Genomic DNA, 24,750 nt, shown 5'->3' with positions numbered 1-24,750 from the left:
GAATTTGACACTACCGATAAATGTACAGGGGGATTATTATGATTTTGAAGCATATGGTTGCTCTATTCACGAAGTACATGACCCTGATTTAGATTTTCCTGAAGAAATTGAGTGGTAGAGGAGATATAGAGATGAATAAAAAAGACCAAATGACAGTAGAAAACTTTGTAAGCACAGGAATGGAACTAGAAACCCTCTACGCTTGTTTTCCAGACTTTTCAAAGGAAGAAATAGCTGAGATTTACAACAACCATAAAGACAATGAAGTGCCAGCAGGTAATTCTACAAGCATGAGCATTAACTGCTCTTAAATAGTAGAGGGGGTATAGTATGTGGTTCGTATTTGCGTTACTTTCAGCAGTGTTTGCAGCACTAACATCTATCCTTGCAAAGATAGGAATTGAAGGGGTTAATTCAAATTTGGCTACAGCATTAAGAACTGTTGTAGTAGTTGCTATGGCTTGGGCTATGGTGTTCATAACCAACACCCAGACAGGTATCTTTTCAATCAGTAAGAAGAGTTGGATATTTTTGATACTATCAGGTCTTGCCACGGGTGCATCCTGGTTATGTTATTACAAAGCCCTGCAGATGGGAGAAGCTTCTAAAGTTGTTCCAATTGACAAGCTAAGCGTAGTTATAACTATAGTATTGGCTTTTATATTTTTACATGAGGATTTTACTGTAAAATCCATTATTGGTTGTGCTCTTATAGGAGCTGGCACACTTGTAATGGTTATATAAAAATATCCTTTCAGATAATAAAACCGCTAAACTAAAGGGAAAAATAATGGAATTAATAGTTAAACACTTCAACGAACTTTCAACCACAGAACTTTACGAGATTTTGAAAACAAGATTCGAAATTTTTGTCACAGAACAGGAATGCATTTATCCAGATTTAGATGATAGAGATCAGGATGCTTTTCATGTTTTCTGTTGGAATGAAAATAATAGAGTAGCAGCCTGTCTTAGAGTCTTTTGGAAAGATGAAAAAGAAGGTATAGCTCAGATAGGAAGAGTAGTAACTCTAGAGCATGGCAAGGGTCTTGGTGGCAAGCTACTTCATAAAGGTGTTGAAGTAGCAGTTGAAAAACTAAATGCAAAGAAGATTTATCTTGAAGCGCAGGAGTATGCTATAGGCTACTATGCTAAGGAAGGTTTTAAAGTTGTATCTGACGTATTTATGGAAGATGGAATCCCTCACGTAAAAATGGAAAGGGAGAGCTAATCTTATATGTTCTTCAAGAAAAAAATAGAAAAGATTTATTAAAGGAAGAATAAGTTATGTTTTTTATCATGGGAATAACTGATGGTCGCAAGGACTCATCCGATTGTTGTATCTATTTGGTGTTTCGACATCGAATACCACATATCTAGCCATTCCTAACTCCTCCCATTTACGTCAACAATTATATAGTGACATTATACAGCAAGCTTCCAAGTATTGTTAAGAAGTGCTAAACTAAATCCATTAGAGAATTAAAGGAAGAGAGTAATATCAAAATGGTAAAACACATCATTATTTGGACCTTACAAGATAAGTGTTTTGGCCCAAATCTTGGCACTATTAAGGAGAACATGAAGACCAGACTTGAGGAGCTTAACGGTCAAATCCCTGGGGTTCAAAGTGTAGTCATACCATTTGTAGATAATACAACTCACGTAGAATTTGAACTATAATTATGAATAAAGAAGAGTGGTACGCCCAGCTGTTTGAACGGCTGGGTCATTCTAAATTTAGGACTAGCTTCAAACTAAAACAAAAAGATATTGATTACATAAATGAAAGAGGGTTAGATACCATCAAAGAGCATGCAAAAGACTTCATAGCAAAGCGTGAAGCTCCTGCAGTAATTCCAAATGATGGAAAACAAACTCCAACTAAAGGACATCCTGTATTTATAGCCCAACATGCAACGGCTACTTGCTGCAGAGAATGTATCCGTAAATGGCATAAGATTAAGCCAGGCAGAGAACTAAGCCAAAATCAACAGGATTATCTTGTAGATGTAATCATGACCTGGATTGAGAAGGAATTAGAGTCTAATGGGGAGAAGAGAGAAGAAGAGGAATCTAAAGACTGAGGTTTGGAAGAAAACCGATGGAATTTGCGCCATATGTGGCAAAAAAATTCCTAAGAACAAACAAACCATAGATCACTTTCTTCCTAAATATCACGGTGGCACCGATGATTTTAGAAATCTCGTCCCACTATGTAAGACTTGTAATAAAAGAAAAGGCTCTAGGATAATTGATATGCATTATCTTACGCCTGAAACTAGAAAACAAATAGAAGAATATCAAAGGAGTCTTTTATAATGAACTTTTTAAAAAATCACTGGCCTTTAGTGATAATGCTTGCTTTAGTTATATTTTTTTGTATTGCTTTTCTAACTTATGCACCCCAAGACACAGGTGCAGGAATAGTTGTAGCTTATATTGGTTTTGTATTAGCGCTACCAATATGTTCTTTTATTTTATCCTTATGGTATGGCTATAGACTGACTTCTGTTTTTAAATGGCTAATAGTTATTGCTTGTGCTTGTCCTGGAATTGTTCTTGTGGCAATAATGTCTAAAGACTTTAAAATTTGGGATTATTGGCAAATGGGTGCGTTTTCTTTTGTTGCGGCATTGGTTGGAATGATTTTTGGGTCTTTAATAAAACTCGTTAAAAATCAAATCGAAAAACGAAGAGCTGATTAAATTTGAATTTAGAGAAGAAGGAAATACACATGAGTTTTCAACTATTACTATTAGACGAGGCAGATTTTCCTGTATTTAAACATGATATGCAGGAAGCATTTCAACTAGGGGCTGCAGAATGGGAAGAAAACCTGGAAGAGGAAATACTACCAGAGTCACATATTGATAAATCTTTGAATACTAAGGGTTCCATCGCATATAAGGCAATTGTTGATGGAAAGCTTGTAGGTGGAGCCATTGTTGTTATTAATGGAACTCATGGACACTTAGATTTCTTGTATGTGAAAAGCGGCATCCAAAGTAAGGGAGTTGGCCAGCAGATTTGGAATGCTATAGAATCAAAACATCCAGACGTTATACTTTGGGAAACCTGCACTCCATATTTTGATACTAGGAATCTGCATTTTTATATCAACAGATGCGGTTTTTCAGCAGTAGAGTTTTACAATCCAAAGCACATTGATCCAAATGCTCCTGAAGGAGATGATGGTAAAGATTTGTTCTTTCGATTTGAAAAGAAACTAACTAGATAAATCATGATTATCAATCTGTGGAGGACATAATGGAACAGTACTTGAGAGAAACACGATTCCTTGTCGAGTTCATGGATTTACCATAGACAAAAAGTTACAAAAGGTGCTATGACTGGTTTTGTCTATAAAAGAGCTCCAAAGAATGTTTTTCATAGTTGGGTTGAGGTCTACTTGGAAGGCACTTAATGAATCATAATGTAAGAACAATAAGAAATCAATAATTTCATTTTTTTTCTAGGAGAGGAGATTATGTTTCTATCAATTATTGAAGGTATTGTACTTTGTTTTGCATTGCTAATGGTCTGCGTTATTAACATTCAAAATGGTCCGGTTGGCGGTGTTCATTACTATGAAAAACCGGTTCAAGAACGCGTGACAGAAATGGGGCTAATCACTGAAAAACAAATAAAAAGGAATCTGCTATGGTCAGCAATTGTATTAATGGCAGCATTGGTGATAGTAGCTCCATTGATGATGATTTATATTAACCATACTAATGCCTTTGCAGACGGTTTCATTCAACTATTAATCATGTATATGGTTTGTGGCATCTTCGATAGATGTTTTATTGACTGGTACTGGGTTGGTCACACAAAAGCATGGCTCATCCCAGGTACAGAAGATCTAATGCCGTACATTCATAAAGAAACTTGGATTAAGAAGATTGTACTTACTGTCATATTATATCCAGCGTTAGCAGCTTTATTATCATGGCTTTTGTTTGGCTAGATAACAGTAAGAAATATTAGGGCTTCTATGGAGAGTACAGTAGGTATCTTTGGAGCGCTAGAAGTAGCGCAAAGACAATATAATCTTGCATGGGAAATGATGATTCGTGGATGAATCTAATAGATGGTTCCGAAGGCGCAGTATTTTTTGCGTCAGGGGTTTTCTATTATTTCAAGACTGAGAATGTGAAAGCTATATTACAAAAGATGGCAAAACAATTTTCAGGTGGTGTAATAGCATTTGATTTCTGCAATCAGCGTGGAGCCAGAATGATGACAAAAACATGGCTAAAGGAAGCTGGCTACATAAATCATGTTCCAGCTTCTTTTCTGTTATTCTATTTTTTCACCATAGGTATGGATTAGTGTAATTGTTTCCTTTTGAGTAGTCATAGTAGTAATAACATCATCATATGATAATGGATTGTCAGTAAGGTCATTAAGATCCGACCAAAATCTAGCCATCAATTGGGTTAAATCAACACGATAAATGTTATTTTTTAAAGAATTCAATTTTATGTGAGGCTGGTGGATTTTTAGCGTAACAAATGATATAATATACCAAAATGTTGATGAAATATACATTTTAACTTTCTAAAATGTTGATTTAAGCACAATTATATTGTTCTAAAATGTTGATAAGGGGTGCATTTTATGCTAAGAAGAAAAGCAACAGGCCAACTAAAATATTGGGTGGAACACAAGGATAAAAAATGTCTGGTTGTTCAAGGTGCCCGCCAGACTGGAAAAACATATATTATTGAGAGATTTGCAGAAGATAATTATGAGGAAGTAGTTGAAATAAATTTTAAGGAAATGCCTTCCGCAAAGACAATATTTGAGGGAGATTTAACCGTTGATAATATGGTTATGGCACTTCGCTTTCGTTTCCCAGAAAAAAAGATTATTCCTGGTAAAACACTAATATTTCTTGATGAGATTCAGGAATGCGAAGAAGCCATTACTGCATTAAAGTTTTGGGCAGTTGATAATAGATACGATGTTATAGTATCAGGTTCGCTTCTCGGAATTGATTATAAACGTGCATCATCATATCCAGTAGGCTATGTTGATTATCAGAGAATGTATGGTTTGGATTTCGAAGAATTCCTCTGGGGAATAGGGATTACTGAGGAGATGATTGATTCTCTAAAGGCATGCCTTGATAAGAAGCAGCCTGTTCCTAAAGCAATTAATGATCAGATGTTTAGCTATTATAGGCAATATATTGCTACTGGAGGAATGCCTGAAGCAGTTCAAAAGTATTTGGATACAAAGGATTATAGAGAAGTTGACACTATCCAAAGAAGTCTTCTTCAAGGCTATTTATATGATATTGCTCATTACGCAACTGCTGAAGAAAAAGTAAAAGCAGAAAAGTGTTATCTCACGTTAGGTAAGCAGCTGCTTGATAAAGAAAATCATAAGTTTCAATATAAAGAGATTGAAAAGGGCGCTAGGGCGCAGAAATACTATAATAGTATCGATTGGTTGCTTAGAGCAGATATGGTACATTTAAGCAGGATTGTAACAGATATAAGATATGATCTGGATGACTATGCCCGAAATGATTTCTTTAGAGCTTACACAACTGATTTATCGTTACTGGTTGCAATGAAGGATTTTTCGCTTAAGCAACACATAGTAGAAAATACACTTGAAGGTAATACCAAAGGTGGAATATATGAATGTGCTGTAGCAGATGCATTGCATAAAAAAGGATATACACTGTACTTTTACAAAAATGAAACCACAAAAAAGGAACTGGATGTGATTATTCAAAAAGATGGTCAGGTTATTCCTATAGAAGTTAAGGGCGGAAAAGCAAACGCAAATTCAATTAAATCAGTATTAAAAAAATATGATGATATTAATTTTGCGTATAAATTTATTGATGGCAACGTAGGGGTGAGTGACAACGGACTAGTGACTCTACCATTATACATGGCAGCATTTGTATAAATTGATAGATTCCTGTAAGAGGCTTTGAAAAAATCTCTGTAAATTTAATATAAGACATGGGTCTTCTATGATAAAATTTTTAAATATCAAGGAGGCCCATTTTTTATGGCAAACAAGAGACGCGACGTTTATAAGGCAAAACCAATGACCGAAGGAAAGAAGGCTGTAATCCAAGGACTACTTAACGAGTATGATATCCATACAGCAGAGGACATTCAGGATGCCCTCAAGGATCTTCTTTCAGGAACAATTCAATCTATGCTCGAATCTGAGATGAATGAGCATCTAGGCTATGAGAAGTATGCTCGTGATGAAGAACCTAATTACCGCAATGGTACAAAGTCTAAGACTGTAAGAAGTAAATATGGTGAGTTTGAGGTAGATGTACCACAGGATAGAAACAGCACATTTGAACCTGCTATCGTGAAGAAAAGACAGAAAGACATCTCTGGCATCGAAGAACAGGTCATTGCTATGTATGCCAAGGGAATGACTACTACTCAGATTTCTGAAATGATTGAATCAATCTATGGATTTGAAATCAGCGAAGGCTTAGTTTCTGATATCACGGACAAACTAATGCCACAGATTGAGGATTGGCAGAATCGTCCTTTATCAGCTGTTTATCCAATCATTTTCATTGATGCTATCCATTTTTCAGTACGCAATGATGGAATTGTAAGCAAGCTTGCAGCTTATGTTGTTCTTGGAATCAATGAAGATGGGATGAAGGAAGTTCTTTCCATCGAGGTTGGCGAAAATGAAAGTAGTAAATATTGGCTTGGTGTTTTGAACAGCCTTAAGAACCGTGGAGTTCAGGATATCCTAATTCTTTGCTCTGATGGTCTTGCTGGTTTAAAAGAAGCTATCCAAGCTGCTTTCCCTAACACAGAGCATCAGCGTTGTATTGTTCACATGGTCAGAAATACCCTTAAGTATGTCGCTAACAAGGACATGAAGGCTTTTGCTAAAGACCTTAAGACAATCTACACAGCACCTGATGAAAAGACAGCTCTCAAGCGTTTAGATGAAGTGACCAAGAAATGGGAGTCGCTGTATCCACATGCTATGAATCGCTGGCATGATAACTGGGATGTCATTACTCCAATTTTCAAATTCTCTATGGATGTTAGAACTGCATTCTACACAACAAATGCCATAGAAAGTCTAAATTCATGCTACCGAAGATTGAACAAGCAGAGGAGCGTTTTCCCAAGCTCGCAAGCTCTGATAAAAGCTTTATATCTGGCGACTTTCGAAGCCACCAAAAAATGGACAATGCCAATCAGAAACTGGGGTAAGGTTCGAGGCGAGCTTTCTATCATGTATCCTGGCAGACTTTCAGACTAAAAATAAAACCTCTATCTCACACGGGATAGAGGTTATTTGTGTAAACTGGAATTTGTTCAATTAACTTATAATATAACTCACAAGAAGAAAGTCACCTCATAGGTTTCTTTCCCTTTTCTTATAGGGTATTTGAATCGCCAGAGGCTTTCTGTACTTGAATCAGTTGCATACTCAACGTAGAAATCTGCTGAGATATAGCATTCGCCTTACTCGCTAATGCTTTCTTTGCCTTTCAGAGCCAGCCTGTTTAGCTTTTATTTCTGCCAATTCTTTTCTCAATTTTTCAATTTGTTCTTTAATCTGTTCTTCTTGAGAATTTCCCTCTTTGACTTTCTTTTCGTTTTCTTCGCTCATCTTCTTTAAAGCTTCCATTCCTTCGTCGGAAATCTGTAGCGAAGCATCTTGTTTTTGCTGATTACGCATCGCAATAAACTCAGCAGCGCCCTGAGAATCTCCTTCTGGAATATATATACCTTCTGTTTTCACCTTTTCAATCATAGCCTTGGCTGTAGGTTGATTAGCTAGCTGATCCAATTCAGCTTTTGATATATTTGTCAGAATACGCATAAGCCATCCTCCTTGACAAATTCATAACACACTTCTTCTTATCTGTTATATCGTCATAAAAGACGAAAAAATTTAGCTTAGATGGAACGTTATCTTTCAATAAAATTTACTTCATAAATCCCATGTTATCAATTGCTTATGCTAATGATAATACTTCATCACACATTCAAAATCCAAATTTTTATTGACTTACGGTACACAGAACTGTATAGTCTAAAAAAGGATGTGACCAATCTGACCACATCCATCATAAATCTAAATTATCATAGAAGTTCCATATTTACAGAAAAAATTTCAAAGTCTCTCCTGTAATCAACTCCAAGGTAGCGGCAATAACCCAACCCCAAACTAGAAGTCCTTTCCCATTAAAGAACCATATTATTATAAACAATACAATGATTTAACAACTTTGCTGTGGCGCCTGTAAATAAACTAAAAGCCAGCTATAAGCTTGATTATAGCTGGCCAATGACGGAACCTACTTTATTATATTCTTTATATCCTCTACTATCTGTTCTGTAGACATTCCTACACTCTTAATCAAATCTTCTGGATTATATCTATCGTAGAATTCCTTATCGAGTCCATAGTTTAAAACCTTCGTATCTGAAGAACCATAGAATGAAGCAATTTTTTGACCAAAGCCACCTTCTACTATGCCATCTTCAAGTGTGACAATAACCTGATGGTTTGATTTGAGTTTTTCAAGCAATTCCTTATCAACGCCAGATGCAAATCTAGGATTGATTAATGTTGGAGTGAATCCCATTTCAGATTTGATTGTATCAGCAAGTGCTTCTCCGCGCTGATAGAAATCTCCTAAGGCAAGAATGGCAACTTTCTCTCCGCTAAGCTCTACTTTATATTTATCAATTGTAGAATAGCTTGCGTCTGCTGCTCTATGTGTAACCTGATTTCCTGGAACTAGAATCATTACTGGATGCTCATTTTGATCTACAGACCAAGCTAGCATATTGCTATATTCTTCTGCAGATGAAGGAGCAAGCACTACAAGGTTTGGAATATTTGTAAATGCTGCCAAGCCAAAGATTCCTAGGTGAGTTACATCTGTAAGCCCATCAAATGATGAATAGTTTAAGAGCATAGTTACAGGATTGTTGTTGATACATACATCCTGGGAGATTTGATCATAAGCTCTTTGCATAAATGTCATGTTTGTGACAACAAGTGGCTTTGCTCCGTTCTTTGCAACTCCAGATGCAATAGCAACTGCTGCTTCCTCGGCAATTCCTACATCTAAATACTGTTCTCCAAGCTCAGCTCTTACTTCCGGTGTAAGACCGATGGCTCCTGGCATAGATGGAGTAATAACTAAAAAGTCCTTATCAGCTTTGGCCTTATCAATAATGTATTTAATGGTGATATCTGTGTAGCTTTCACCATCTCCAAAGCTAATGGTAGGCTTGCCTGTTTCTCTATCAAATGGGAGAGTCCAATGCCATGCTTCTTTATTTTCTTCCGCAAGTGCATAGCCCAAGCCCTTCTTTGTATGAATATGAAGTACGATTGGATGATTGATATCCTTTACCTTTTCAAATAAAGCAATCATAGACTGGATATCATTTCCATTTTCTTCATAAATGTAATCTAAACCATATGCCTTGAAAATATTGTTTTCAGCCATGCCATTTGATTCACGTAATTCTGCAAGATTTTTATACATTCCACCGTGAGTTTCAGCAATAGCCATCTCATTATCATTAACGATAATTATGAAGTTTGTGTTCATCTCACCGGCAACATTCAATGCTTCCATTGCCTCACCGCCTGAAAGTGAACCATCACCTATAATAGCGATAATGTTTTCCTTATCTTTCTTAAGGTCTCTAGCCTTTGCAAGACCTGCTGCAAGTGCAATTGATGTGGATGTATGTCCAATGTTAAAGAAATCATGCTCACTTTCCTCCGGATTAGTGTAGCCAGAATCCTCTGTAAATCGTGCATCATCAATATATCCATTTCTTCTTCCAGTCAAAAGCTTATGCGGATAGCTTTGATGAGATACATCAAATACAAATTTGTCCTTTGGTGAATCGAATACGTAATGAAGAGCGATTGTGGCCTCAACCATTCCAAAGTTTGGTCCAAAGTGACCTCCAATCTTTGTGAGCCTATTAAAAAGTGCCTCACGCATTTCTCCTGCTAGATTCTCTAAGTCATCAGCTGACAGTTTCTTTACATCAGCGGGTGAATCTATATTTTTTAATATTTCATACATAGTTTTTACTTCCTTTCTATTTGATATGAAATGAATACTAGCACCTAAAGTTAACTTTAGGTCAAGCTTTTCTTGCACATTAATTTATATCATGCTAAAATCCACGTAATTAAAGTATTTTTTTAGTACAAGGTTTTGGAGGTCTTATGATGTATACAATTGGCCAAGTTTCAGAAATGTTTAATATCCCTATTTCAACTTTGCGCTACTACGATAAGGAAGGTTTCTTTCCTAATATGGAGCGCCAGTCTGGAATAAGAAAGTTTTCAGATGCAGAAATTTCAGCATTACATATAATCGAATGTCTAAAATGTTCTGGCCTAGAAATTAAAGAAATCAAGCAATTCATGGAAATGACTACAAAGGGAGCTGAAACCTACGAAGCTAGAAAGAAGCTCTTTGAAACAAGGCGTGCCGCTGTAGAAGCTGAAATTGCGCAACTTCAAAAAACTCTAGATATGCTTAAATACAAATGCTGGTACTATGAAACTGCTATTAAAGATGGAAATGAAGATGGAATCAAAGCCATGCTTCCTGACAATCTTCCACCTGAGATTCAAAAGCTTTATGACAACGGAAGCGGACACACAGCCTAATTGTAATATTGCCTATAGAAAAAATGAGACATGTCAAAAATGACATGCCTCAAAAAAGAAGAGTAAAAATGAAAATGTTTAGTTAGCAAACTCCACTGAATTTATCATATCTGAAAAAACTCCTGCAACCTGATTATCCATTGCTTCATCTCCTCCGTTATGTCCATCTAATTCAAAAATAAGTGCGCCATCCATGTAATCTCTGGCAATTGCTGTTACGTATGCGCCTGAGCCGCCCTCTTCTGGTCCTACTGAAACCCAATAGCCTTTTACATCCTCTGTGCCAGGGAATGTACCTTCTGGATAAGTTACATAAACACCCTTAGTAAAAACAGTTTTTGCGTCAATTGCACTGCTTGTTGGTGTTGCATCGTCAGCAATGCTTGCTGTCTCCTTGCCACATCCGCTAAATGTTCCAATTACAAGTGCTGTTGCGAAAGTTGTTGCCAATACCTTTTTCATGATTCCCTTTTTCATTTTTTCTCCTTTGCTAAAAAGCTGTTATTTATTATCTGAAAACAGGATAGCAGATTGATTGTCACACTAATGTCACACCGATAAAAAATTTATTCAATTATTCTAAGTTCATTTGTTTTGATGTAAAATTATTTACATGAAAAGTGAAATCGCACATTCATCAACTGAATATCAGAAGTTGTTTCATAAGCTCGCAAGGATTAAATATGTGAACGAGGAAGATGGCTTTACAATCTATAAAAACGATTCATTGGGAACGATAGTAAGCTATGGAAATCCTGATACAATCCAATGCGGGATTGGTGACTATTTAATAGAGGATGATTTTTCTATTGAATATCAGTATGACACTCAGTTTTTGCATTTTGGAATTATTTATGCAGGAGTGACGTATTCTGTTAAAGATGGGGATATAATAGCTCAGTCAATTCCATCGTCATTTATGTCCTTAGAAAAAATGGATAGAGGAATAGGTGCATGGAGGGCAAAGCAACATTTTAAAGGAATAGAATTTTCTATTAACTACGATTATTTGGTGAATAGTCTTTTACCTTCTATTGGCAGGAGCATTTCCGAGTTTAATTTTTTTAGAATTAACACCAAATATACAATCTTGATACCAGAGATTACTGCCGTTTTGTCCAAACTGGAAGGGTATATGCAAAATAGGATTATGACAGAGCATATAGCCCAGGCAGCGGCTGTGGAGCTTGTAGAACTACTTCTTAGTCCACCATCACGAAAGCTTTTCAGCGCAGAAGGGGATAAAAGCCTGCGCACTATCAAAGCTGGGGCCAGAGACATAAAGATTAATTCAGAAGATTTGCGCAAGATAAATCAGGTTCATGAGATAATTATGTCTTCGGCATATGAATTTAAAACTATTCCCATGTTGGCGCAGGAAGTGGGTATAAGTGAGCAAAAGCTGAAGTATGGTTTTTTAGATTATTACAAACAGACTATTTGGGATTTTCAAAATAATATTAGGATGAGTAGAGCGGCATGGCTCATTTTAAACGATTCGGATACCGTTGAAGAAATATCAAAAGCAGTCGGCTATCATAGCCAAACTGCTTTCTATAATGCATTTAAAAAATGGTGTGGTTTATCCCCAGGAGCCTTTAAGAAACTCCAGAAATCTCATCGTGAGAGCTTATAGGGATAATCATAGGACTGTTGGAGACAGGGTCTGTCACAACAACACTTTCAAGTCCATAGATTTCCCTGATAGTTTCAGGGGTAATAATATCAGCTGGTTCGCCTTCTTTGATAAGATGACCATTTTTCATGGCGAAAATATAATCAGCATATTTGCTGGAAAGATTTATATCATGCAAGACCATCACAATGGTGGTCTTTTTCTTTTTGTTTAAATCCTTTAAAAGATCAAGTATTTCTATTTGGTAAGCAATGTCTAGGTAAGTTGTAGGTTCGTCTAAAAACAGGATATCTGTCTGTTGGGCAAGTGCTAGGGCAATAAAGACACGTTGACGTTGCCCGCCTGATAATTCATCTACACTTTTGTCTGCAAGCATACATATATTCATTGCTTCCATAGCTTCCTCAATTGCGATGTAATCTTCTTTTGTAAGAGGTGCCATAAATTTCCTGTAAGGGAAGCGTCCTCTGGCAACAAGCTCAGCTACAGAGATTCCAGCTGGTGCTATAGAATCCTGTGGAAGTAATCCTATGGACTTGGCAATGTCCTTGCTTCTAATGCAATTGATAGACTTGTCGTCTAGGAGAATCGAGCCGGATTTTGGAGCCAAAAGTCTGCAGAAGGTTTTAAGCATAGTAGACTTGCCACTTCCATTTGAACCGAGAATGACACTGATTTTATTTTCTGGAATTTTCATATTCACAGAGTTTAATATGATATCGTCGCCATATCCGGCAACCAAATTTTCAGCTTTAAGAGAATGGGCTTTCACTAAATTACGCCTCCTTTATTTTGTCTGATTAGAAGATATACAAGGTATGGAGCTCCTAGAAGTCCAGTAACAATTCCAACTGGATATCTAGTTGGAAGAAGATTTTGTCCAATAAAGTCTCCTGCTATTACAAGAATTGCTCCAATTAATGCTGAGGACGTGTAGTTGGTTTGGTTGTTTGAACATATACGGGTCGCAATTGGTCCAGATAAAAAAGCAATTGAAGCAATTGGACCAGAGATTGAGGTAGCAAATGCAATCAACACAACAGAGCAAAACATGAGGAGTGTTCTAACTACACTAACATTTACTCCTAGGATTGTGGCATATCGTTCGCCTAATTCCAGAGACCGGATACTTTGATTACAATAAATCATTATCGCAAAAGCAAGGATTACCACAATCACAAGGAGAGGTAGTGTATCTGTTGTGATTCCGTTGAGATTGCCTGCCATCCATCTCATGGCTGTTGGAACATCATATTCTGCAGCTCGCATTACCATCCAGTTTATAAGGGCTGTAAAGAATGCCTGGGCCCCAATACCTGTGAGAATAAGCCTGCTGTTAGAAAATCCATTTTTACAGGATAGCTTGTAGATTGTAAACGCTGCAAGTAATCCGGCAACAACGGAGATGATAGAGACAATCCCTCTGTTTAGATTCAAAAATAAAATACAGAAAACTGCAGCTACTGTTGATCCAGAGGAAACTCCGATAATATCAGGGCTTGCCAGTGGATTGCCAAGAAGGGTCTGAAATGTGTTTCCTGCAATGGCAAAGGCAATTCCGCAAAAAATACCTGCTATAGTTCGAGGTAACCTAAGCTTCATTATGATATAGTTGTTTTCACCATTTAAAATGATGCTTACTACTTCGGCAAGAGTATAGTTTTTCTCGCCAATTGTAACATTGAGACAAACAAGTATTGCAAGGATAACAAACATTATAAAGATTGCAATATGGTAGTGTTTCTGTCTTTTTTTTATTCCGTGAAAAATGATTTCGTTTTTTATCATAAGCTCTGAAGCTTCGCCTTTCTAATAATGTAAATAAATACTGGAGCTCCAATAAGTGCTGTCATTATTCCAGACTCCAATTCACCTGGAGCGCCAAGGATTCGTCCAAGCACATCTGAGATAATAAGAATAGCACCACCATATATTCCACTTAGAATAATAAGTGGTTTGTGGATGGATCCAATAGAAGAGCGGATAAGATGAGGAATCATAAGACCGATAAAGCTAATTGGTCCTGCTAGTGCTGTGGTGCAAGCACATAATAATACGCCACAAAGAGCTGCCAAAATTCTAGTACGACCAATGTTTAGTCCTAGAGCTATTGCAGTTTCTTCTGAAAGAAGCATTGTGTCCAGATTGTCTGATAGAAGAAAACTCACCACGATAGCCAAAACAGTGAATGGGAGAAGCAATAAGATGTCATCAGTAGATGTGCCGCCAATACTGCCTATCTGCCAAAATCTGAAGGATGTCATTACACTGGAATCTGGCATAACAATTATGCTTATAAGACTGGATAGAGCGGTGCTAATAGCTGCCCCAGAAATAGCAAGCTTAATTGGCGTGGCCCCACTATAACCAAGACTTGCCAGACGATACACAAATATGGAAGTGAGGAGCGCCCCTACAAAGGCAAGTCCAATATATGATAGCTTGGATTGAATATTAAAAAATGATATTCCAAATACTATAAAAAGGGAGGCACCAGTGTTAACCCCGAGTATACTTGGATCAGCTATTGGGTTTCTGGTAATAGACTGCATCAATACACCAGAAATGCTAAGAGACGCACCAGCTATAATTCCAAAGAGTGTGCGAGGTAGTCGTGCCTGAACTACATTCACATTGTAGTCTTCAAGATTTCTGCCAAGTAATGCATCTATAACATCAGATAAACCTACGGATTTTGCTCCGTAGGTTATTGACAAGATAACTGATATAAACAGTAATAATATTCCTATTAAAGTTATTGTTTTAATCTTATTATTTTGCTTCAATTTTTTGTGCTGCCTCATTTAATACTTTAAGATAATCATCAACTGCATATGGTATAGAGAGAATTGATGGAGTTGTTGCTGCTGCCAAGGCTGTTGTTGAATCAATTAATACAACTGCACCATTTTTTACAGCAGGAATCTGGCTCATAAGTGGGTCGGCCTGAAGTGCTTCCAAAAGTCCTTTATCACCATACACAACCATAATATCTACGTCATTTAACATATCTGTTTTTTCTCGTGAAATAGTTACCGAGAAATCATCAGAAGTCTCTGCCAAAGAAAGAATGCTTTCTGGAGTAGCCAAGCCTAAATCATTAAGATAAGAAGCTCGTGGGTCATTTGGAAGATATGCATAAAATGTACTCATATCATCTTGTGATATCCAGAAGTAACCAGCAGTTTTTCCTTCAAGGTCAGGGTAGTCAGCAAGCTTTTCTGCAATCAATGCATCAGTCTGTTCTACAAGCTTTTCACCATCTTCTTTAAGTCCCATTGCAGTAGCGTTTGTAATAGTTTGTTCACGCCAGTTTGTCTTCCATGCAACTTCCAAGAAAGGAACAACAGGAGCGATTTCAGAAAGAAGATTATATTCCTCTTCGGTGAATCCAGAGTAAGAAGCAATAATAACATCTGGTTCACAGGCAGCAATGGCTTCGTAATCCCAACCAGTTTCATCATTGAAAACATTTGGAGAAGTTTCACCTAAATTTTTGAAAGCATCATCAGTCCAAGGATGAAGTTTATTTTCAGTCATAAGACCATAATTTGCTGCAGACACACCAACTGGAACTACACCAAGTGCAAGTGTTGTATCTTGATTAGCCCATCCAAGGTTTACAATTCGTTCAGGCTTACTTTCAATAACTGTCTCACCAAAAGCGTGTTTAATAGTAAGTGGAAACTGAGTATCAGCTTCTGCTGTTGTCTCAGAAGTAGCTGTTTCTGCTTTCTGTGATGTAGAACCGCAACCAATAAATGATGCAAAAATCGAAGTAGATAACAATAAAGCTAGTAATGGTTTTTTCATTAAAATTAATCCTCCATATCTTATCTATCTAAAGTTAGACTCATCTAACAATGTGAAAGAAATTTACCATAGGAAGTTAGTCATGTCAAACATCACGACTGATTTAAGAATTTCTGCACCCGATTCAGTAGGAAACATATTTTATTTGATAGGAGCACTATACTGAGGTTGCTGAAAACAGTAACCTTTTTCTATATGCAGATTGTTTAATATGTATATATGAAACAAAAATGAGAAATATGGTAATTAAAACTTTTACTTAGCTCTCTAATCAACTAAAATAAAGACATTATCAATCGCAGTTTATAAGGGAGGAATATGATGAATCTAGGAGCTTGGATGTGCGGAGTACTGGTTATACCATTTGCAACAGTAGGACTGTTGTTTGGATTATTCAAAGAAAGGGCAACTAAATTTGTTGCTGGATTTAATTCCTTTACAGATAAAGAACAGGAAATGTATGACAGAGCAGCTATTTCTAGAGATATAAGAAATCAGTGTTTGATTTGGTCTGCATTAATGCTCATAGGTACGGTGCTTTCTTTTATTATATCGCCTTATATGGCTATTCCTACGTTTATCATTTGGGGCTTTTTTTTTTAAGGATACTCACATGGATCCTCATAAGACATTTGATAAGTATCTGCTGAAATAAATTGCTATATTAACTTCAAATTTGTCGATCTCTTTCTAATTGAATACTGAACGTTACATAGCAGTTATCGCAAGATAGCTGCTTTTTTATGAAGAGTTTTGTGGGGGCAGGCAGTGCTAGAGAAGAGAATGCTTGTAGTACTGCCCTGGAGAAGAGGGATGAGCAGTGCTAGAAGCAAAAATGAATGCAGCACTGCTCGGAAGAAGAGAGATGGGCAGTGCTAGAAGCAAAAATGAATGCAGCACTGCTCGGGAGAAGAGAAATGGGCAGTGCTAGAAAGAAAAATGAAGTTAGTACTGCTCGGGAGTAGAAAAATATCACTTTTGAATTGTGTATTCCTTGCTGGATGTGGATTCTGTATAATTGAAGGCAGTAAGATTAACAAATTCCAATTTGTCTAACTGATTTGCTAACTTTCCCTTATTTACAAGGCTTGTGAGCCTTTATATAGTGATCGGATTGCGGTTTTCCCTTGTTTTTGCCCTTATGAGGTAGATACAAGGGAAACTTTTTTATCCGACTACTTTATCCAAGAGTTTTGCACTGCTTTTCTTGGATTCTCTTGAACCGTGGGCGTATATGTTCATTGTGGTACTTACATCCGAGTGACCGAGCATTTCCTGCACATCCTTCGGCATGGCTCCGTTCGTCAGCATATTTGTTGTGTATGTGTGGCGGAGCATGTGGAAGTGAAAGCCTTCCAGTTCAGGTACATGTTTGGAAGCTGATCTGCAGGCATCTGAGATGGTAGCAGGTATTTCGAGGCTTCCATCTTCACGCTTACATACGAAGTCGATTTCCTGATAATCGGGAGGAACCATATCCTCCCCACTTAAGTGGTAAAATTCATAGTGGATGCGGTTCTTTTCTTTGACTTCGCGGTAGTAGTTGTGATGATACAGTGTGCCGTAACGGAGTCTGTTTTTGTGCTGTTCTTTCTTGGCCTTTCTTAAGATTTCAGTGAGAGTATCTCCGAAATCCACGATTCGAACCTTGCCACGCTTGGTAGGCCCAATCTCGGTGGTGTGTCTTGCTCCGTTGTAACGGATGCTCCTGCGGACTGTGAGGTACTGTTCATCAAGATTGATGTCCTGCCAGGTAAGCCCAGCCACTTCTCCGATGCGGAGTCCGGTGAAGTATGCTATCTGAACTGGAAGGATGGCATCTTTGCTTCTTTTTCCCAAGAAATCAATTAGTTTCTGATATTCTTCCGGGGTAAGAGGCTTAGTAGTCTCCTGTGATTCATCGTCCTCTGCGAACAGTTCTGCATCGGTCACGTTACTGTGTATTACCACATAGTCCATTGGATTAAAGGTTATGAGCTGCTTTGGAAATACCGCGAACCGGAAAGCTCCGTGTAGCACTGCGGAGTATGATCTCATATAGTTTTTGGAAAAGCCGTTTGATGTAAAATCGCCTTCGGTCCCTCCGAACACCAGCAGATCCATGAACTTTTGCAGGTGATCCGATGTGATGGTTTTGAGCTTCCGCTTACTGATCGGATGCTTTTTGATCCTCTGAATAGTCTGGAGATAGTTTTCTACAGTGCCGTTGCTTAGTGAACCGGTCTTTAAGTCTTCCTCAGCCCAAACGTCGAGCAAATCACCGAGAGTGGTGTTTTCTGCTTTTGCAATGAACTTCTTTTCTTCATAGTCTTCCATTGCCTGTCTTAAGAGCTTTTCCGTTTCACTCTTGCTTTCGGTACCGGTAAACTCCTTCTGTACCAGATTTCCGCTTGCATCCTCAACATAGAAGCGGTAGTACCACTTTTTTCCTTTTTTTCTTACAGATCCTTTTGCCATAAACTGTGCTCCTTTCATTCACGGGCAATCGGAACTGTTGAAATGCTTTTTACTATAAGATATCTGAATGTGATTTATTCTTCGTCGCTACCAAAGTCAGCCATGAGGTTGGCAAGTCTTTCCGATGCCTTCTCAGGGCTCTTTGAGTAGAGTCTTATCACATCCGCGATATCGTTATAGGCATTGATGGAATGAGTCACTTCTCTAAGGAACATGATCTCATTGTATTCCTTTACGGAATCAATTCCCATTGCCTTGGCAATATCTTTATTTTGTTTATCATTCTTATAATTCGTACATCCGAATTTAAAAGAATCAAGGAACAGTTCATACTCCGAGAGTATGTATATGAGTAGGTCTTTTGAGAATGCGAACTGTTCATCTGACAGTTCTTCTTTATCGCTTACAGATAGTCTTCCCATAAGATCGCGGATTTGGAGATCACGCTTATCTGTGATGTCCGTTTCGTACTCATCGGTTTCACCTTTGAGCCATTCCACTGATACGTGAAGAGCATCAGCAAGTCCCTCAAGGATGAGTTTCTTGGTGTTGTCGATAGTACCTGCTTCATATCTTTGAATGGTGGATGTGTTTACATCCATCTTTTCTGCTATGTATTTCTGATGAAGGTTAAGCTCTGTACGTCTCTGCTTGATTCTGCTTCCTATCATCTTGCGTAAATCTTTATCTTTCATTTGCTTACGCCTCCTCTTTCGGTGTAAGTGTACCGCTTATCATTACTTTTTTCTGTTATCAAAATCATATTATTCCTGACCGAAAATCCCTTTCCGGTGGGTACATCTGTACTGTATCACATAACAAAGAGAAATGCAATATGCAATTTGATAAAGCGATATGGATTTGCAGAGTGCTTGACAGATTTTAAAACCTGCGATATATTCTGCTTAGAAAGAATTGCATAATGCAAATGGAAAGGAGGAGTGAAAAATGCGTGAATCAAAGATGGCATATTCCATCGATGAAGCTGCAGAGTGTACCGGTATCGGGAGAAATACACTCCGCAAGCTGATCGAATGGAAGAAGCTTCCGGTACTGAAAGTCGGGCGGAAACTTCTTATCAGGGCGGATACTATTGAGACCTTCATGGAACTAAACGAAGGGAACGACCTGCGCAATCAGAGTGAAGTAAAAGCAGTGTACAACTACTAAAGAAAGAGAGGAACAGAAAATGCCAAGAGCAGAAAAATCAACAAGGGAACTAAAGAAGGATCTGGATAAGATCAGGGAACGATACGAACGTTCCTTAGAGAAGGACAATCGTAAGATTGCCGATCTCGTAAGGAAGTATTTCGGAGATGAACCTGATCTTAAGAAGCTCGATGCGTACTTTAGCAGAATGGCAAACGAATTTGCCGATACTGCGGCATCGAGCAGGGAAAGCACTGCCGGAAAGGTGCAAGCTGTATCGAAGAGGGATGTATCTTCTTCGGAACAGCTTGTACCGAGAGACAGGGATGTCGACCATGATGAATAAACGAGTAAGGTACAGGATGTACCGAGGCGAAGATTATTCACCATCCGGCGGGGCTTTAACTGAGCCAAACGCCTTATGTTTGGCTCCTACAGGGTCTCGGGGCAGCGCCCTGAGCAAGCTACCAAAATCTCATTTTGGTATAGCTTGCCTATACCAAAAAAGATTTTGGATTCTGAAAGGTGGTGACCATGGCTAATTTTGAAAAATTTACAAGAGGTGATTACGGATTATTTGCCCATTGTGAAAGAAAAAAGGATGAGAACGGACAATATATAACCTTCGGGAATCAGCGTATTGATCCAACAAGAACGCACTTAAACTACAATATGTGTCCCGATGGAGGGGAACAAAGGGAACGACTTGAAGCGAGACTTTCTGACCCGAATGTGAAATGTATGAACCGTGCGGATGTGGTTGTTTACGGAAGCTGGTGTGTAACACTTCCTACACATGCTCCCATGGAGGATGAAAACGGAAACATCATCTATGAAGAAAAGGAAGTTCATCACAGAGACGGAACGGTTACTACAGAAACGGCACCGAAACTGAAAGAAATAACATACACAGATGAACAGATAAAACAGTTCTTTGAACTATCCTACAAGTTCCTGTCTGAAAGATACGGGGAACAGAATGTGATCTCGGCATACGTCCATATGGACGAAACAACTCCCCATATGCACTTTCTCTTCATCCCTATAGTAGATGATAAAAAGTGGAACGAAAAGCATCCTGACAAGGAACCAAGGGTTAAGGTCTGCGCCAAAGAACTTATGAATATGACTGAGATGAATGTGTTCCACAGGGTACTGCAGGAATACATGGATCAACACTCTCAGAAGGGACTGTTCCCGGTACTTAACGGTACAACCATTGGTGGTAACCGTACCATAGCAGAGCTTAAAGCAAAGAGTGCCTTAGAGGAAGCGCTAGATGCAACAAAGCATGCAGAAGAGATAAAAGAAGCAGCAAATCAGTCCGTGATTGATGCGAATGAGCAGGTACGGCAGGTACAAAGCGAGATCGTTAATATACAGGAAGCAAAGCTGATTGCGGAAGAAGATACGAAAAAATGGCTTGAAGAATTAGAGAAAAAGGAACTCCCGGTAATGAAGGAACTTAAGGACGGACTGACAGACCTGGGAGCAGATAAAGATGATTATGACAGTATAACAGGGTTCGCAAAAGCACTGGAGCATCCTGTTAAATCAAGCACTGGAAAAGTCTTTGTGGAGATACCGAATCCCGAAAAGACACTTCCGGTCTTGAAAAAAGTAATGAGGAAACTGACATCAGTGATAGAAAAGACGAAGGATATAGCGAGAAAGATCGCCGGACATGCGGAACAGACAAGGGTATCGATTAGGGCAAAACTTGCCGAAGCGCAGGAAGAAGCAAGACGGCAAAATGAGGAAAGAAAACCGGTACAAAAGAGGAACGATATATCCCGATAAAACCGCGTGGTTACCTGGACTTTATCGAAAATCGTTTCTACTTGTGTTTGTATCGTTTCTAAAAAAGTCCATAAATCATTGCACTTCTTGAAAGCTAAAAATACCTATAGATAACATAATAAAAATAAATGAAAACAAAATATAAGTAAATGAGATGACTATATTAGGAATTATTGGCTCTAGCAAGTATTCAGAAATCTTCGTTATAAAAAAACATATTCCTGTTCCAACTGCGAGGGTAATTATCCTCTTTCTTAAGAGTATTGCAGTCAAAGTCATAACAGAAATGATAAACAGGTATTTTGAGAAAAAGACAGACAAAATAGCATGCCAATTGCTTGGATAACCACCACCATTTATACATGATGAGATACTAAATGGGATACCTACAGCCAATAAGGCGACCAATAAAGAAATAATACCATAGACGACTAACTTTGAAATAATAATGTTTTTTCTGGAATAGCCATTCAAAAATTCACCGTACCATGTCCCATTTGCATAGTTTTCTGCAAATATGATTACTGCAAGGAATGCCAGTGCCAAATCAAGCGCAATCGGAATATTGCATCTTTCGATAAACATAGCGTACCCTTTTTTGGGAATTGATGCTGATACAGCACTTTCCACGCATATTAGAATTAGCAAAAAATACGTCTCACGCCGCTTTATTAACTTGTACAAATTTGCCCTTATCAATCTTTCCATAAGCTATCAATTGATTCCAACAATTCTTTTATAATAATCTTCAAAGGTTTCGCCGGATTTGTGAAGTTTATCAGCAGTTACATTTCCGATAATCTGTCCACCACTCATTATTCCATAGCAGGTTGCCACTTCATCAAGTTCCCTAAGCAGATGGCTTGAAATAATAAAGGACACACCCTGCTTATTTAAATCAAGCACCATCTTTCTAAACCACATAATCCCTTCAGGATCAAGTCCGTTCAATGGCTCATCAAGGATCATAAGCTCAGGCTTTCCAAGAAGAGCTATTGCTATCCCTAGGCGTTGTTTCATTCCTAGTGAAAATGTTTTTACTCGTTCTTTTTTTAATGCTGCATCCCCATGACGTGTCAGGTCTACAGTCTCTAAAACCTCTCTTATGCGCTCATTACTTAGTCCCATACGTATAGCATAAAGTTTCAAGTTATCCCATGCGGATAATTCCTCATCAATCGGTGGCCTCTCAATGATTCCGCCAATCTTTGCTCTACTGATATGCAACTTTTTAGGATTGCTTTCTCCAAACAGTTCTATGCTTCCACTGTTTGGAAGAACTATTCCGGTAATGCATTTTAATAGAGTAGTCTTTCCTGCTCCGTTTCTGCCAACAAGACCGAAAATATCGCCTCTGGCCAGCTGCATATTTAGTCCCTTGATGATCTCTTTGCCATTAGAACCTTTCCCATACTGTTTTATAAGGTTTTTAATTATAATGATATGTTCAGACATCGCTATTGTCTCCTTTGTCGCTTAATCAGTTCATATCTTTCCTTGAATAGATATGGTACATTAGATAAAAAAACAGAACGAGTATCAATAATGTCAATACGCCAAGAATTCCTAACTTCAACCAATTCATAAGATAAAAATTTTTGGGATAAACATTGTAATATACCATTCCTGTTTTCTTATCTTGTGCGGACTGATTATTGGAAGTGACCATTATACAGATAATTTCTCTAACAACAAATGTCGACGCAACGCACGACATCGCGGTTTTAATTTTGTTTTTCGAAAACACTGTACACGCGAATATGATAGCGGCCATTAACGTAAAAGAAAAAACATGATAAAAGATCGCTTTCAAAATAAGTTCAGACAATGGTAATGAAAACTCATTCACCGCAACACCAAAGAATCTGATGTACCTGACTGTCTGGAGCGATTCTCCGGAGGTTATACCAATTCCTCTCTTGAATAAAAATGCCCATTCTAGCGGAAATACAAAAGCACGTATAATAAGGAGTGGAACACATAACAGATAGTAAGAAATAACCTTCGAAAAAAATACTTGTGCCCTGTTATATGCGATAAGAGTTTGAAATGAACTGTTTGTATTTCTATCAGTAAGGAAGTGTATTGCTAGGATTGGAAGCCATATCCATGCGTACTCCAGATAGTGCGGCATAGAAATAAAAAAATCAAGTCCATTTGCACTTTCAATAGCTAATTCAGCAAAAATACGCCCAAATAACCAAAAGTATACGATATAAGCAAGATAGAATATGATATATGCAATTATGAAGCGCTTGTAAAAAGATTTTCTTAACAAGAACAGCTCAGATTTAATAAGCTTAACCATCTATTACTCCTAATTTCATTTTAGTCATATATTAATTTCATAATGCCTTTTTTGAAGTATTTATGCAAGCAATAGTCCGTAGAATTATGTATACTATGGGTAGAATCATGTATATAAACAGTAGAATTATTGGTTCATCGAGATTTGATGATCTTGTTTTTCCGCATACACGAGGTGTAGAATCGGGAACGTATAAATATAGCTGAGAAAAAGATTTATACAGAGTCTTTTTTTATAAAGATTGCGGATGGAACCATTAATTCAGGTTTTATTAAAGTATTACATTTCAACAATCCGATAGCCCGTTAGGTGTTATATTGTATTACAGTGTAATCTTTCCCTTGTTTTTTCCCTTATCAACACTTGTAAAGTACTATGGGACGATATAACACAAGGGAAATCATAAGGGAAAGTAAAACATCTGCAAATTTAGTATTTACAAGGGCTTGCGGATGATGAAATAAAAAGTAGTAATGAGTTATAAAGCCCTTGGGAATGGTTCATTCCCAATTCAAATTTGTTTAACTAAATAAAAATATTATAAGGAGCTGGTTTAGCTCCTTTAATTATGCCTATAATTTTTAGAACTAAATGCAACAGTACTATATGTATTGCTTTTACCTGTAGAAACTTGTATTAAGTTTAAGAAATTTGCATTTACTAAAAAAAGTTACGCGTCGTAATCGTAATCGTATTTATCGTCACTTCCAGAGGTAAATGCAAAAAATCCTATATACCCTGATTTTACAAAGGTTACTGCAAAAAATGTGGTAGCCTTTTTTAGTTGACAGGAACAGAAAAATAGTATCTAAGAGCCTTGTTTTCTAATATTTGGGCACGCCCAAAAGGCATTTAACACAAGCTTTCCAGAACTTAATGCTAAATGCCTGGGTAGAATCTATAT

At 37.7% G+C, this 24,750-nt stretch carries 29 protein-coding genes and 1 pseudogene; 19 read left to right on the top strand and 11 right to left on the bottom strand.

Annotation, left to right across the window (positions count from 1 at the left end):
- The first annotated feature begins 131 nt into the window (after positions 1-131).
- The 13 genes and pseudogenes from FXF36_RS16065 to FXF36_RS16010 all read left to right on the top strand — a co-directional run bounded on the left by FXF36_RS16065 (position 132) and on the right by FXF36_RS16010 (position 7,281).
- Complete coding sequence (locus tag FXF36_RS16065) at positions 132-311, top strand: hypothetical protein (RefSeq protein WP_151626102.1); 180 nt, start codon at positions 132-134, stop codon at positions 309-311.
- A 19-nt stretch (positions 312-330) separates the two neighbouring features.
- Positions 331-744, top strand: coding sequence for an EamA family transporter (locus tag FXF36_RS16060; RefSeq protein ID WP_151626100.1), 414 nt, complete (start codon positions 331-333; stop codon positions 742-744).
- A gap of 46 nt (positions 745-790) precedes the next feature.
- The gene (locus FXF36_RS16055) at positions 791-1,231 is read left to right on the top strand and encodes a GNAT family N-acetyltransferase (protein ID WP_151626098.1); all 441 of its coding nucleotides are present in this window, start codon (positions 791-793) and stop codon (positions 1,229-1,231) included.
- A 275-nt stretch (positions 1,232-1,506) separates the two neighbouring features.
- Positions 1,507-1,683 carry a hypothetical protein gene (locus tag FXF36_RS16440; protein WP_167511450.1) on the top strand — a complete coding sequence of 59 codons (177 nt, stop codon included), beginning with the start codon at positions 1,507-1,509 and terminating at the stop codon, positions 1,681-1,683.
- 2 nt (positions 1,684-1,685) lie between these two features.
- Entirely contained in the window at positions 1,686-2,087 is a 402-nt protein-coding gene (locus FXF36_RS16050) for a DUF4186 domain-containing protein (RefSeq protein ID WP_151626096.1), read from the top strand.
- On the top strand, positions 2,050-2,322 hold the full coding sequence (locus FXF36_RS17050) for an HNH endonuclease (protein ID WP_151626094.1): 273 nt from the start codon (positions 2,050-2,052) through the stop codon (positions 2,320-2,322). The genes FXF36_RS16050 and FXF36_RS17050 overlap by 38 nt, the downstream gene beginning before the upstream one ends.
- Positions 2,322-2,708, top strand: coding sequence for a hypothetical protein (locus tag FXF36_RS16040; protein WP_151626092.1), 387 nt, complete (start codon positions 2,322-2,324; stop codon positions 2,706-2,708). The genes FXF36_RS17050 and FXF36_RS16040 overlap by 1 nt, the downstream gene beginning before the upstream one ends.
- Positions 2,709-2,737: 29 nt before the next feature.
- Positions 2,738-3,241: a GNAT family N-acetyltransferase gene (locus FXF36_RS16035; protein ID WP_151626090.1), complete on the top strand. Its 504-nt coding sequence runs from the start codon at positions 2,738-2,740 to the stop codon at positions 3,239-3,241.
- Positions 3,242-3,290: 49 nt separating this feature from the next.
- Positions 3,291-3,418 (top strand): annotated as a pseudogene (locus FXF36_RS16970) (transglutaminase); the annotation flags it as partial.
- Positions 3,419-3,490: 72 nt separating this feature from the next.
- Positions 3,491-3,970 (top strand): hypothetical protein, encoded by a 480-nt coding sequence (locus FXF36_RS16025; protein WP_151626088.1) that lies wholly within the window; start codon positions 3,491-3,493, stop codon positions 3,968-3,970.
- Between the two features lie 89 nt (positions 3,971-4,059).
- On the top strand, positions 4,060-4,335 hold the full coding sequence (locus tag FXF36_RS16020) for a hypothetical protein (RefSeq protein ID WP_151626086.1): 276 nt from the start codon (positions 4,060-4,062) through the stop codon (positions 4,333-4,335).
- Positions 4,336-4,623: 288 nt separating this feature from the next.
- Positions 4,624-5,931 carry an ATP-binding protein gene (locus FXF36_RS16015; protein ID WP_151626084.1) on the top strand — a complete coding sequence of 436 codons (1,308 nt, stop codon included), beginning with the start codon at positions 4,624-4,626 and terminating at the stop codon, positions 5,929-5,931.
- Positions 5,932-6,036: 105 nt separating this feature from the next.
- Positions 6,037-7,281 carry an IS256 family transposase gene (locus tag FXF36_RS16010; protein ID WP_151622744.1) on the top strand — a complete coding sequence of 415 codons (1,245 nt, stop codon included), beginning with the start codon at positions 6,037-6,039 and terminating at the stop codon, positions 7,279-7,281.
- A 213-nt stretch (positions 7,282-7,494) separates the two neighbouring features.
- Here FXF36_RS16010 and FXF36_RS16005 read toward each other — a convergent pair whose 3' ends face one another.
- Both FXF36_RS16005 and FXF36_RS16000 read right to left on the bottom strand, forming a co-directional pair.
- Positions 7,495-7,848, bottom strand: a complete 354-nt coding sequence (locus tag FXF36_RS16005; RefSeq protein ID WP_151626082.1) for a hypothetical protein — start codon at positions 7,846-7,848, stop codon at positions 7,495-7,497.
- Between the two features lie 478 nt (positions 7,849-8,326).
- Positions 8,327-10,087 (bottom strand): 1-deoxy-D-xylulose-5-phosphate synthase, encoded by a 1,761-nt coding sequence (locus tag FXF36_RS16000; RefSeq protein WP_151626080.1) that lies wholly within the window; start codon positions 10,085-10,087, stop codon positions 8,327-8,329.
- A gap of 149 nt (positions 10,088-10,236) precedes the next feature.
- Here FXF36_RS16000 and FXF36_RS15995 point away from each other — a divergent pair, with 149 nt between their 5' ends.
- Positions 10,237-10,683, top strand: coding sequence for a MerR family transcriptional regulator (locus FXF36_RS15995; protein WP_151626138.1), 447 nt, complete (start codon positions 10,237-10,239; stop codon positions 10,681-10,683).
- Between the two features lie 78 nt (positions 10,684-10,761).
- Here the strand turns inward: FXF36_RS15995 and FXF36_RS15990 are convergent, their stop codons facing one another.
- A complete protein-coding gene (locus FXF36_RS15990; protein ID WP_151626078.1) occupies positions 10,762-11,160 on the bottom strand; it encodes a hypothetical protein in 399 nt (132 codons plus the stop codon).
- A gap of 136 nt (positions 11,161-11,296) precedes the next feature.
- Here FXF36_RS15990 and FXF36_RS15985 point away from each other — a divergent pair, with 136 nt between their 5' ends.
- Positions 11,297-12,319, top strand: a complete 1,023-nt coding sequence (locus FXF36_RS15985; protein WP_151626076.1) for a helix-turn-helix domain-containing protein — start codon at positions 11,297-11,299, stop codon at positions 12,317-12,319.
- Here FXF36_RS15985 and FXF36_RS15980 read toward each other — a convergent pair.
- From FXF36_RS15980 to FXF36_RS15965, 4 genes are read right to left on the bottom strand one after another with little or no spacing between them, the layout of a single operon-like run.
- Entirely contained in the window at positions 12,282-13,091 is an 810-nt protein-coding gene (locus FXF36_RS15980) for an ABC transporter ATP-binding protein (protein WP_028247884.1), read from the bottom strand. The genes FXF36_RS15985 and FXF36_RS15980 overlap by 38 nt on opposite strands.
- A complete protein-coding gene (locus FXF36_RS15975; RefSeq protein WP_028247883.1) occupies positions 13,091-14,107 on the bottom strand; it encodes a FecCD family ABC transporter permease in 1,017 nt (338 codons plus the stop codon). Before FXF36_RS15975 ends, FXF36_RS15980 begins: the two co-directional genes overlap by 1 nt.
- Complete coding sequence (locus FXF36_RS15970) at positions 14,104-15,105, bottom strand: FecCD family ABC transporter permease (protein ID WP_243143627.1); 1,002 nt, start codon at positions 15,103-15,105, stop codon at positions 14,104-14,106. Before FXF36_RS15970 ends, FXF36_RS15975 begins: the two co-directional genes overlap by 4 nt.
- On the bottom strand, positions 15,092-16,132 hold the full coding sequence (locus FXF36_RS15965) for an iron-siderophore ABC transporter substrate-binding protein (protein ID WP_090166703.1): 1,041 nt from the start codon (positions 16,130-16,132) through the stop codon (positions 15,092-15,094). Before FXF36_RS15965 ends, FXF36_RS15970 begins: the two co-directional genes overlap by 14 nt.
- 318 nt (positions 16,133-16,450) lie before the next feature.
- On the opposite strand from FXF36_RS15965, the gene FXF36_RS15960 reads away from it, so the two are divergent.
- Positions 16,451-16,735, top strand: coding sequence for a DUF3784 domain-containing protein (locus tag FXF36_RS15960; RefSeq protein ID WP_243143626.1), 285 nt, complete (start codon positions 16,451-16,453; stop codon positions 16,733-16,735).
- Positions 16,736-17,299: 564 nt separating this feature from the next.
- On the opposite strand, the gene FXF36_RS15955 is transcribed toward FXF36_RS15960, so the two are convergent.
- Both FXF36_RS15955 and FXF36_RS15950 read right to left on the bottom strand, forming a co-directional pair.
- On the bottom strand, positions 17,300-18,589 hold the full coding sequence (locus tag FXF36_RS15955; protein ID WP_151626072.1) for a tyrosine-type recombinase/integrase: 1,290 nt from the start codon (positions 18,587-18,589) through the stop codon (positions 17,300-17,302).
- A gap of 74 nt (positions 18,590-18,663) precedes the next feature.
- Positions 18,664-19,284: a helix-turn-helix domain-containing protein gene (locus FXF36_RS15950; RefSeq protein WP_151626070.1), complete on the bottom strand. Its 621-nt coding sequence runs from the start codon at positions 19,282-19,284 to the stop codon at positions 18,664-18,666.
- A gap of 253 nt (positions 19,285-19,537) precedes the next feature.
- On the opposite strand from FXF36_RS15950, the gene FXF36_RS15945 reads away from it, so the two are divergent.
- The 3 genes from FXF36_RS15945 to mobV all read left to right on the top strand — a co-directional run bounded on the left by FXF36_RS15945 (position 19,538) and on the right by mobV (position 21,538).
- The gene (locus FXF36_RS15945) at positions 19,538-19,759 is read left to right on the top strand and encodes a helix-turn-helix domain-containing protein (protein ID WP_090531095.1); all 222 of its coding nucleotides are present in this window, start codon (positions 19,538-19,540) and stop codon (positions 19,757-19,759) included.
- Positions 19,760-19,778: 19 nt separating this feature from the next.
- Positions 19,779-20,084 carry a hypothetical protein gene (locus FXF36_RS15940; protein WP_151626068.1) on the top strand — a complete coding sequence of 102 codons (306 nt, stop codon included), beginning with the start codon at positions 19,779-19,781 and terminating at the stop codon, positions 20,082-20,084.
- A gap of 188 nt (positions 20,085-20,272) precedes the next feature.
- On the top strand, positions 20,273-21,538 hold the full coding sequence (gene mobV, locus FXF36_RS17045) for a MobV family relaxase (protein ID WP_151626066.1): 1,266 nt from the start codon (positions 20,273-20,275) through the stop codon (positions 21,536-21,538).
- A 75-nt stretch (positions 21,539-21,613) separates the two neighbouring features.
- Here the strand turns inward: mobV and FXF36_RS15930 are convergent, their stop codons facing one another.
- Both FXF36_RS15930 and FXF36_RS15925 read right to left on the bottom strand, forming a co-directional pair.
- Positions 21,614-22,246 (bottom strand): hypothetical protein, encoded by a 633-nt coding sequence (locus tag FXF36_RS15930; RefSeq protein WP_167511449.1) that lies wholly within the window; start codon positions 22,244-22,246, stop codon positions 21,614-21,616.
- 6 nt (positions 22,247-22,252) lie between these two features.
- Positions 22,253-22,906 (bottom strand): ABC transporter ATP-binding protein, encoded by a 654-nt coding sequence (locus FXF36_RS15925; RefSeq protein WP_420330104.1) that lies wholly within the window; start codon positions 22,904-22,906, stop codon positions 22,253-22,255.
- Positions 22,907-24,750: the final 1,844 nt, after the last annotated feature.

The organism is Pseudobutyrivibrio xylanivorans (genome assembly GCF_008935055.1).
Taxonomy (GTDB): Bacteria; Bacillota; Clostridia; order Lachnospirales; family Lachnospiraceae; genus Pseudobutyrivibrio; species Pseudobutyrivibrio xylanivorans_A.
This window is presented reverse-complemented; position numbering and strand designations above follow the sequence as displayed.

What these genes read in the sequence shown, in the direction of transcription:
- FXF36_RS16065 (WP_151626102.1), top strand. Translation starts at nt 132, where the DNA reads ATGAATAAAAAAGACCAAATGACAGTAGAAAACTTTGTAAGCACAGGA.
- FXF36_RS16060 (WP_151626100.1), top strand. Translation starts at nt 331, where the DNA reads ATGTGGTTCGTATTTGCGTTACTTTCAGCAGTGTTTGCAGCACTAACA.
- FXF36_RS16055 (WP_151626098.1), top strand. Translation starts at nt 791, where the DNA reads ATGGAATTAATAGTTAAACACTTCAACGAACTTTCAACCACAGAACTT.
- FXF36_RS16440 (WP_167511450.1), top strand. Translation starts at nt 1,507, where the DNA reads ATGGTAAAACACATCATTATTTGGACCTTACAAGATAAGTGTTTTGGC.
- FXF36_RS16050 (WP_151626096.1), top strand. Translation starts at nt 1,686, where the DNA reads ATGAATAAAGAAGAGTGGTACGCCCAGCTGTTTGAACGGCTGGGTCAT.
- FXF36_RS17050 (WP_151626094.1), top strand. Translation starts at nt 2,050, where the DNA reads ATGGGGAGAAGAGAGAAGAAGAGGAATCTAAAGACTGAGGTTTGGAAG.
- FXF36_RS16040 (WP_151626092.1), top strand. Translation starts at nt 2,322, where the DNA reads ATGAACTTTTTAAAAAATCACTGGCCTTTAGTGATAATGCTTGCTTTA.
- FXF36_RS16035 (WP_151626090.1), top strand. Translation starts at nt 2,738, where the DNA reads ATGAGTTTTCAACTATTACTATTAGACGAGGCAGATTTTCCTGTATTT.
- FXF36_RS16025 (WP_151626088.1), top strand. Translation starts at nt 3,491, where the DNA reads ATGTTTCTATCAATTATTGAAGGTATTGTACTTTGTTTTGCATTGCTA.
- FXF36_RS16020 (WP_151626086.1), top strand. Translation starts at nt 4,060, where the DNA reads ATGGGAAATGATGATTCGTGGATGAATCTAATAGATGGTTCCGAAGGC.
- FXF36_RS16015 (WP_151626084.1), top strand. Translation starts at nt 4,624, where the DNA reads ATGCTAAGAAGAAAAGCAACAGGCCAACTAAAATATTGGGTGGAACAC.
- FXF36_RS16010 (WP_151622744.1), top strand. Translation starts at nt 6,037, where the DNA reads ATGGCAAACAAGAGACGCGACGTTTATAAGGCAAAACCAATGACCGAA.
- FXF36_RS16005 (WP_151626082.1), bottom strand. Translation starts at nt 7,848, where the DNA reads ATGCGTATTCTGACAAATATATCAAAAGCTGAATTGGATCAGCTAGCT.
- FXF36_RS16000 (WP_151626080.1), bottom strand. Translation starts at nt 10,087, where the DNA reads ATGTATGAAATATTAAAAAATATAGATTCACCCGCTGATGTAAAGAAA.
- FXF36_RS15995 (WP_151626138.1), top strand. Translation starts at nt 10,237, where the DNA reads ATGTATACAATTGGCCAAGTTTCAGAAATGTTTAATATCCCTATTTCA.
- FXF36_RS15990 (WP_151626078.1), bottom strand. Translation starts at nt 11,160, where the DNA reads ATGAAAAAGGGAATCATGAAAAAGGTATTGGCAACAACTTTCGCAACA.
- FXF36_RS15985 (WP_151626076.1), top strand. Translation starts at nt 11,297, where the DNA reads ATGAAAAGTGAAATCGCACATTCATCAACTGAATATCAGAAGTTGTTT.
- FXF36_RS15975 (WP_028247883.1), bottom strand. Translation starts at nt 14,107, where the DNA reads ATGATAAAAAACGAAATCATTTTTCACGGAATAAAAAAAAGACAGAAA.
- FXF36_RS15965 (WP_090166703.1), bottom strand. Translation starts at nt 16,132, where the DNA reads ATGAAAAAACCATTACTAGCTTTATTGTTATCTACTTCGATTTTTGCA.
- FXF36_RS15960 (WP_243143626.1), top strand. Translation starts at nt 16,451, where the DNA reads ATGATGAATCTAGGAGCTTGGATGTGCGGAGTACTGGTTATACCATTT.
- FXF36_RS15955 (WP_151626072.1), bottom strand. Translation starts at nt 18,589, where the DNA reads ATGGCAAAAGGATCTGTAAGAAAAAAAGGAAAAAAGTGGTACTACCGC.
- FXF36_RS15950 (WP_151626070.1), bottom strand. Translation starts at nt 19,284, where the DNA reads ATGAAAGATAAAGATTTACGCAAGATGATAGGAAGCAGAATCAAGCAG.
- FXF36_RS15945 (WP_090531095.1), top strand. Translation starts at nt 19,538, where the DNA reads ATGCGTGAATCAAAGATGGCATATTCCATCGATGAAGCTGCAGAGTGT.
- FXF36_RS15940 (WP_151626068.1), top strand. Translation starts at nt 19,779, where the DNA reads ATGCCAAGAGCAGAAAAATCAACAAGGGAACTAAAGAAGGATCTGGAT.
- mobV (WP_151626066.1), top strand. Translation starts at nt 20,273, where the DNA reads ATGGCTAATTTTGAAAAATTTACAAGAGGTGATTACGGATTATTTGCC.
- FXF36_RS15930 (WP_167511449.1), bottom strand. Translation starts at nt 22,246, where the DNA reads ATGGAAAGATTGATAAGGGCAAATTTGTACAAGTTAATAAAGCGGCGT.
- FXF36_RS15925 (WP_420330104.1), bottom strand. Translation starts at nt 22,906, where the DNA reads ATGCAGCTGGCCAGAGGCGATATTTTCGGTCTTGTTGGCAGAAACGGA.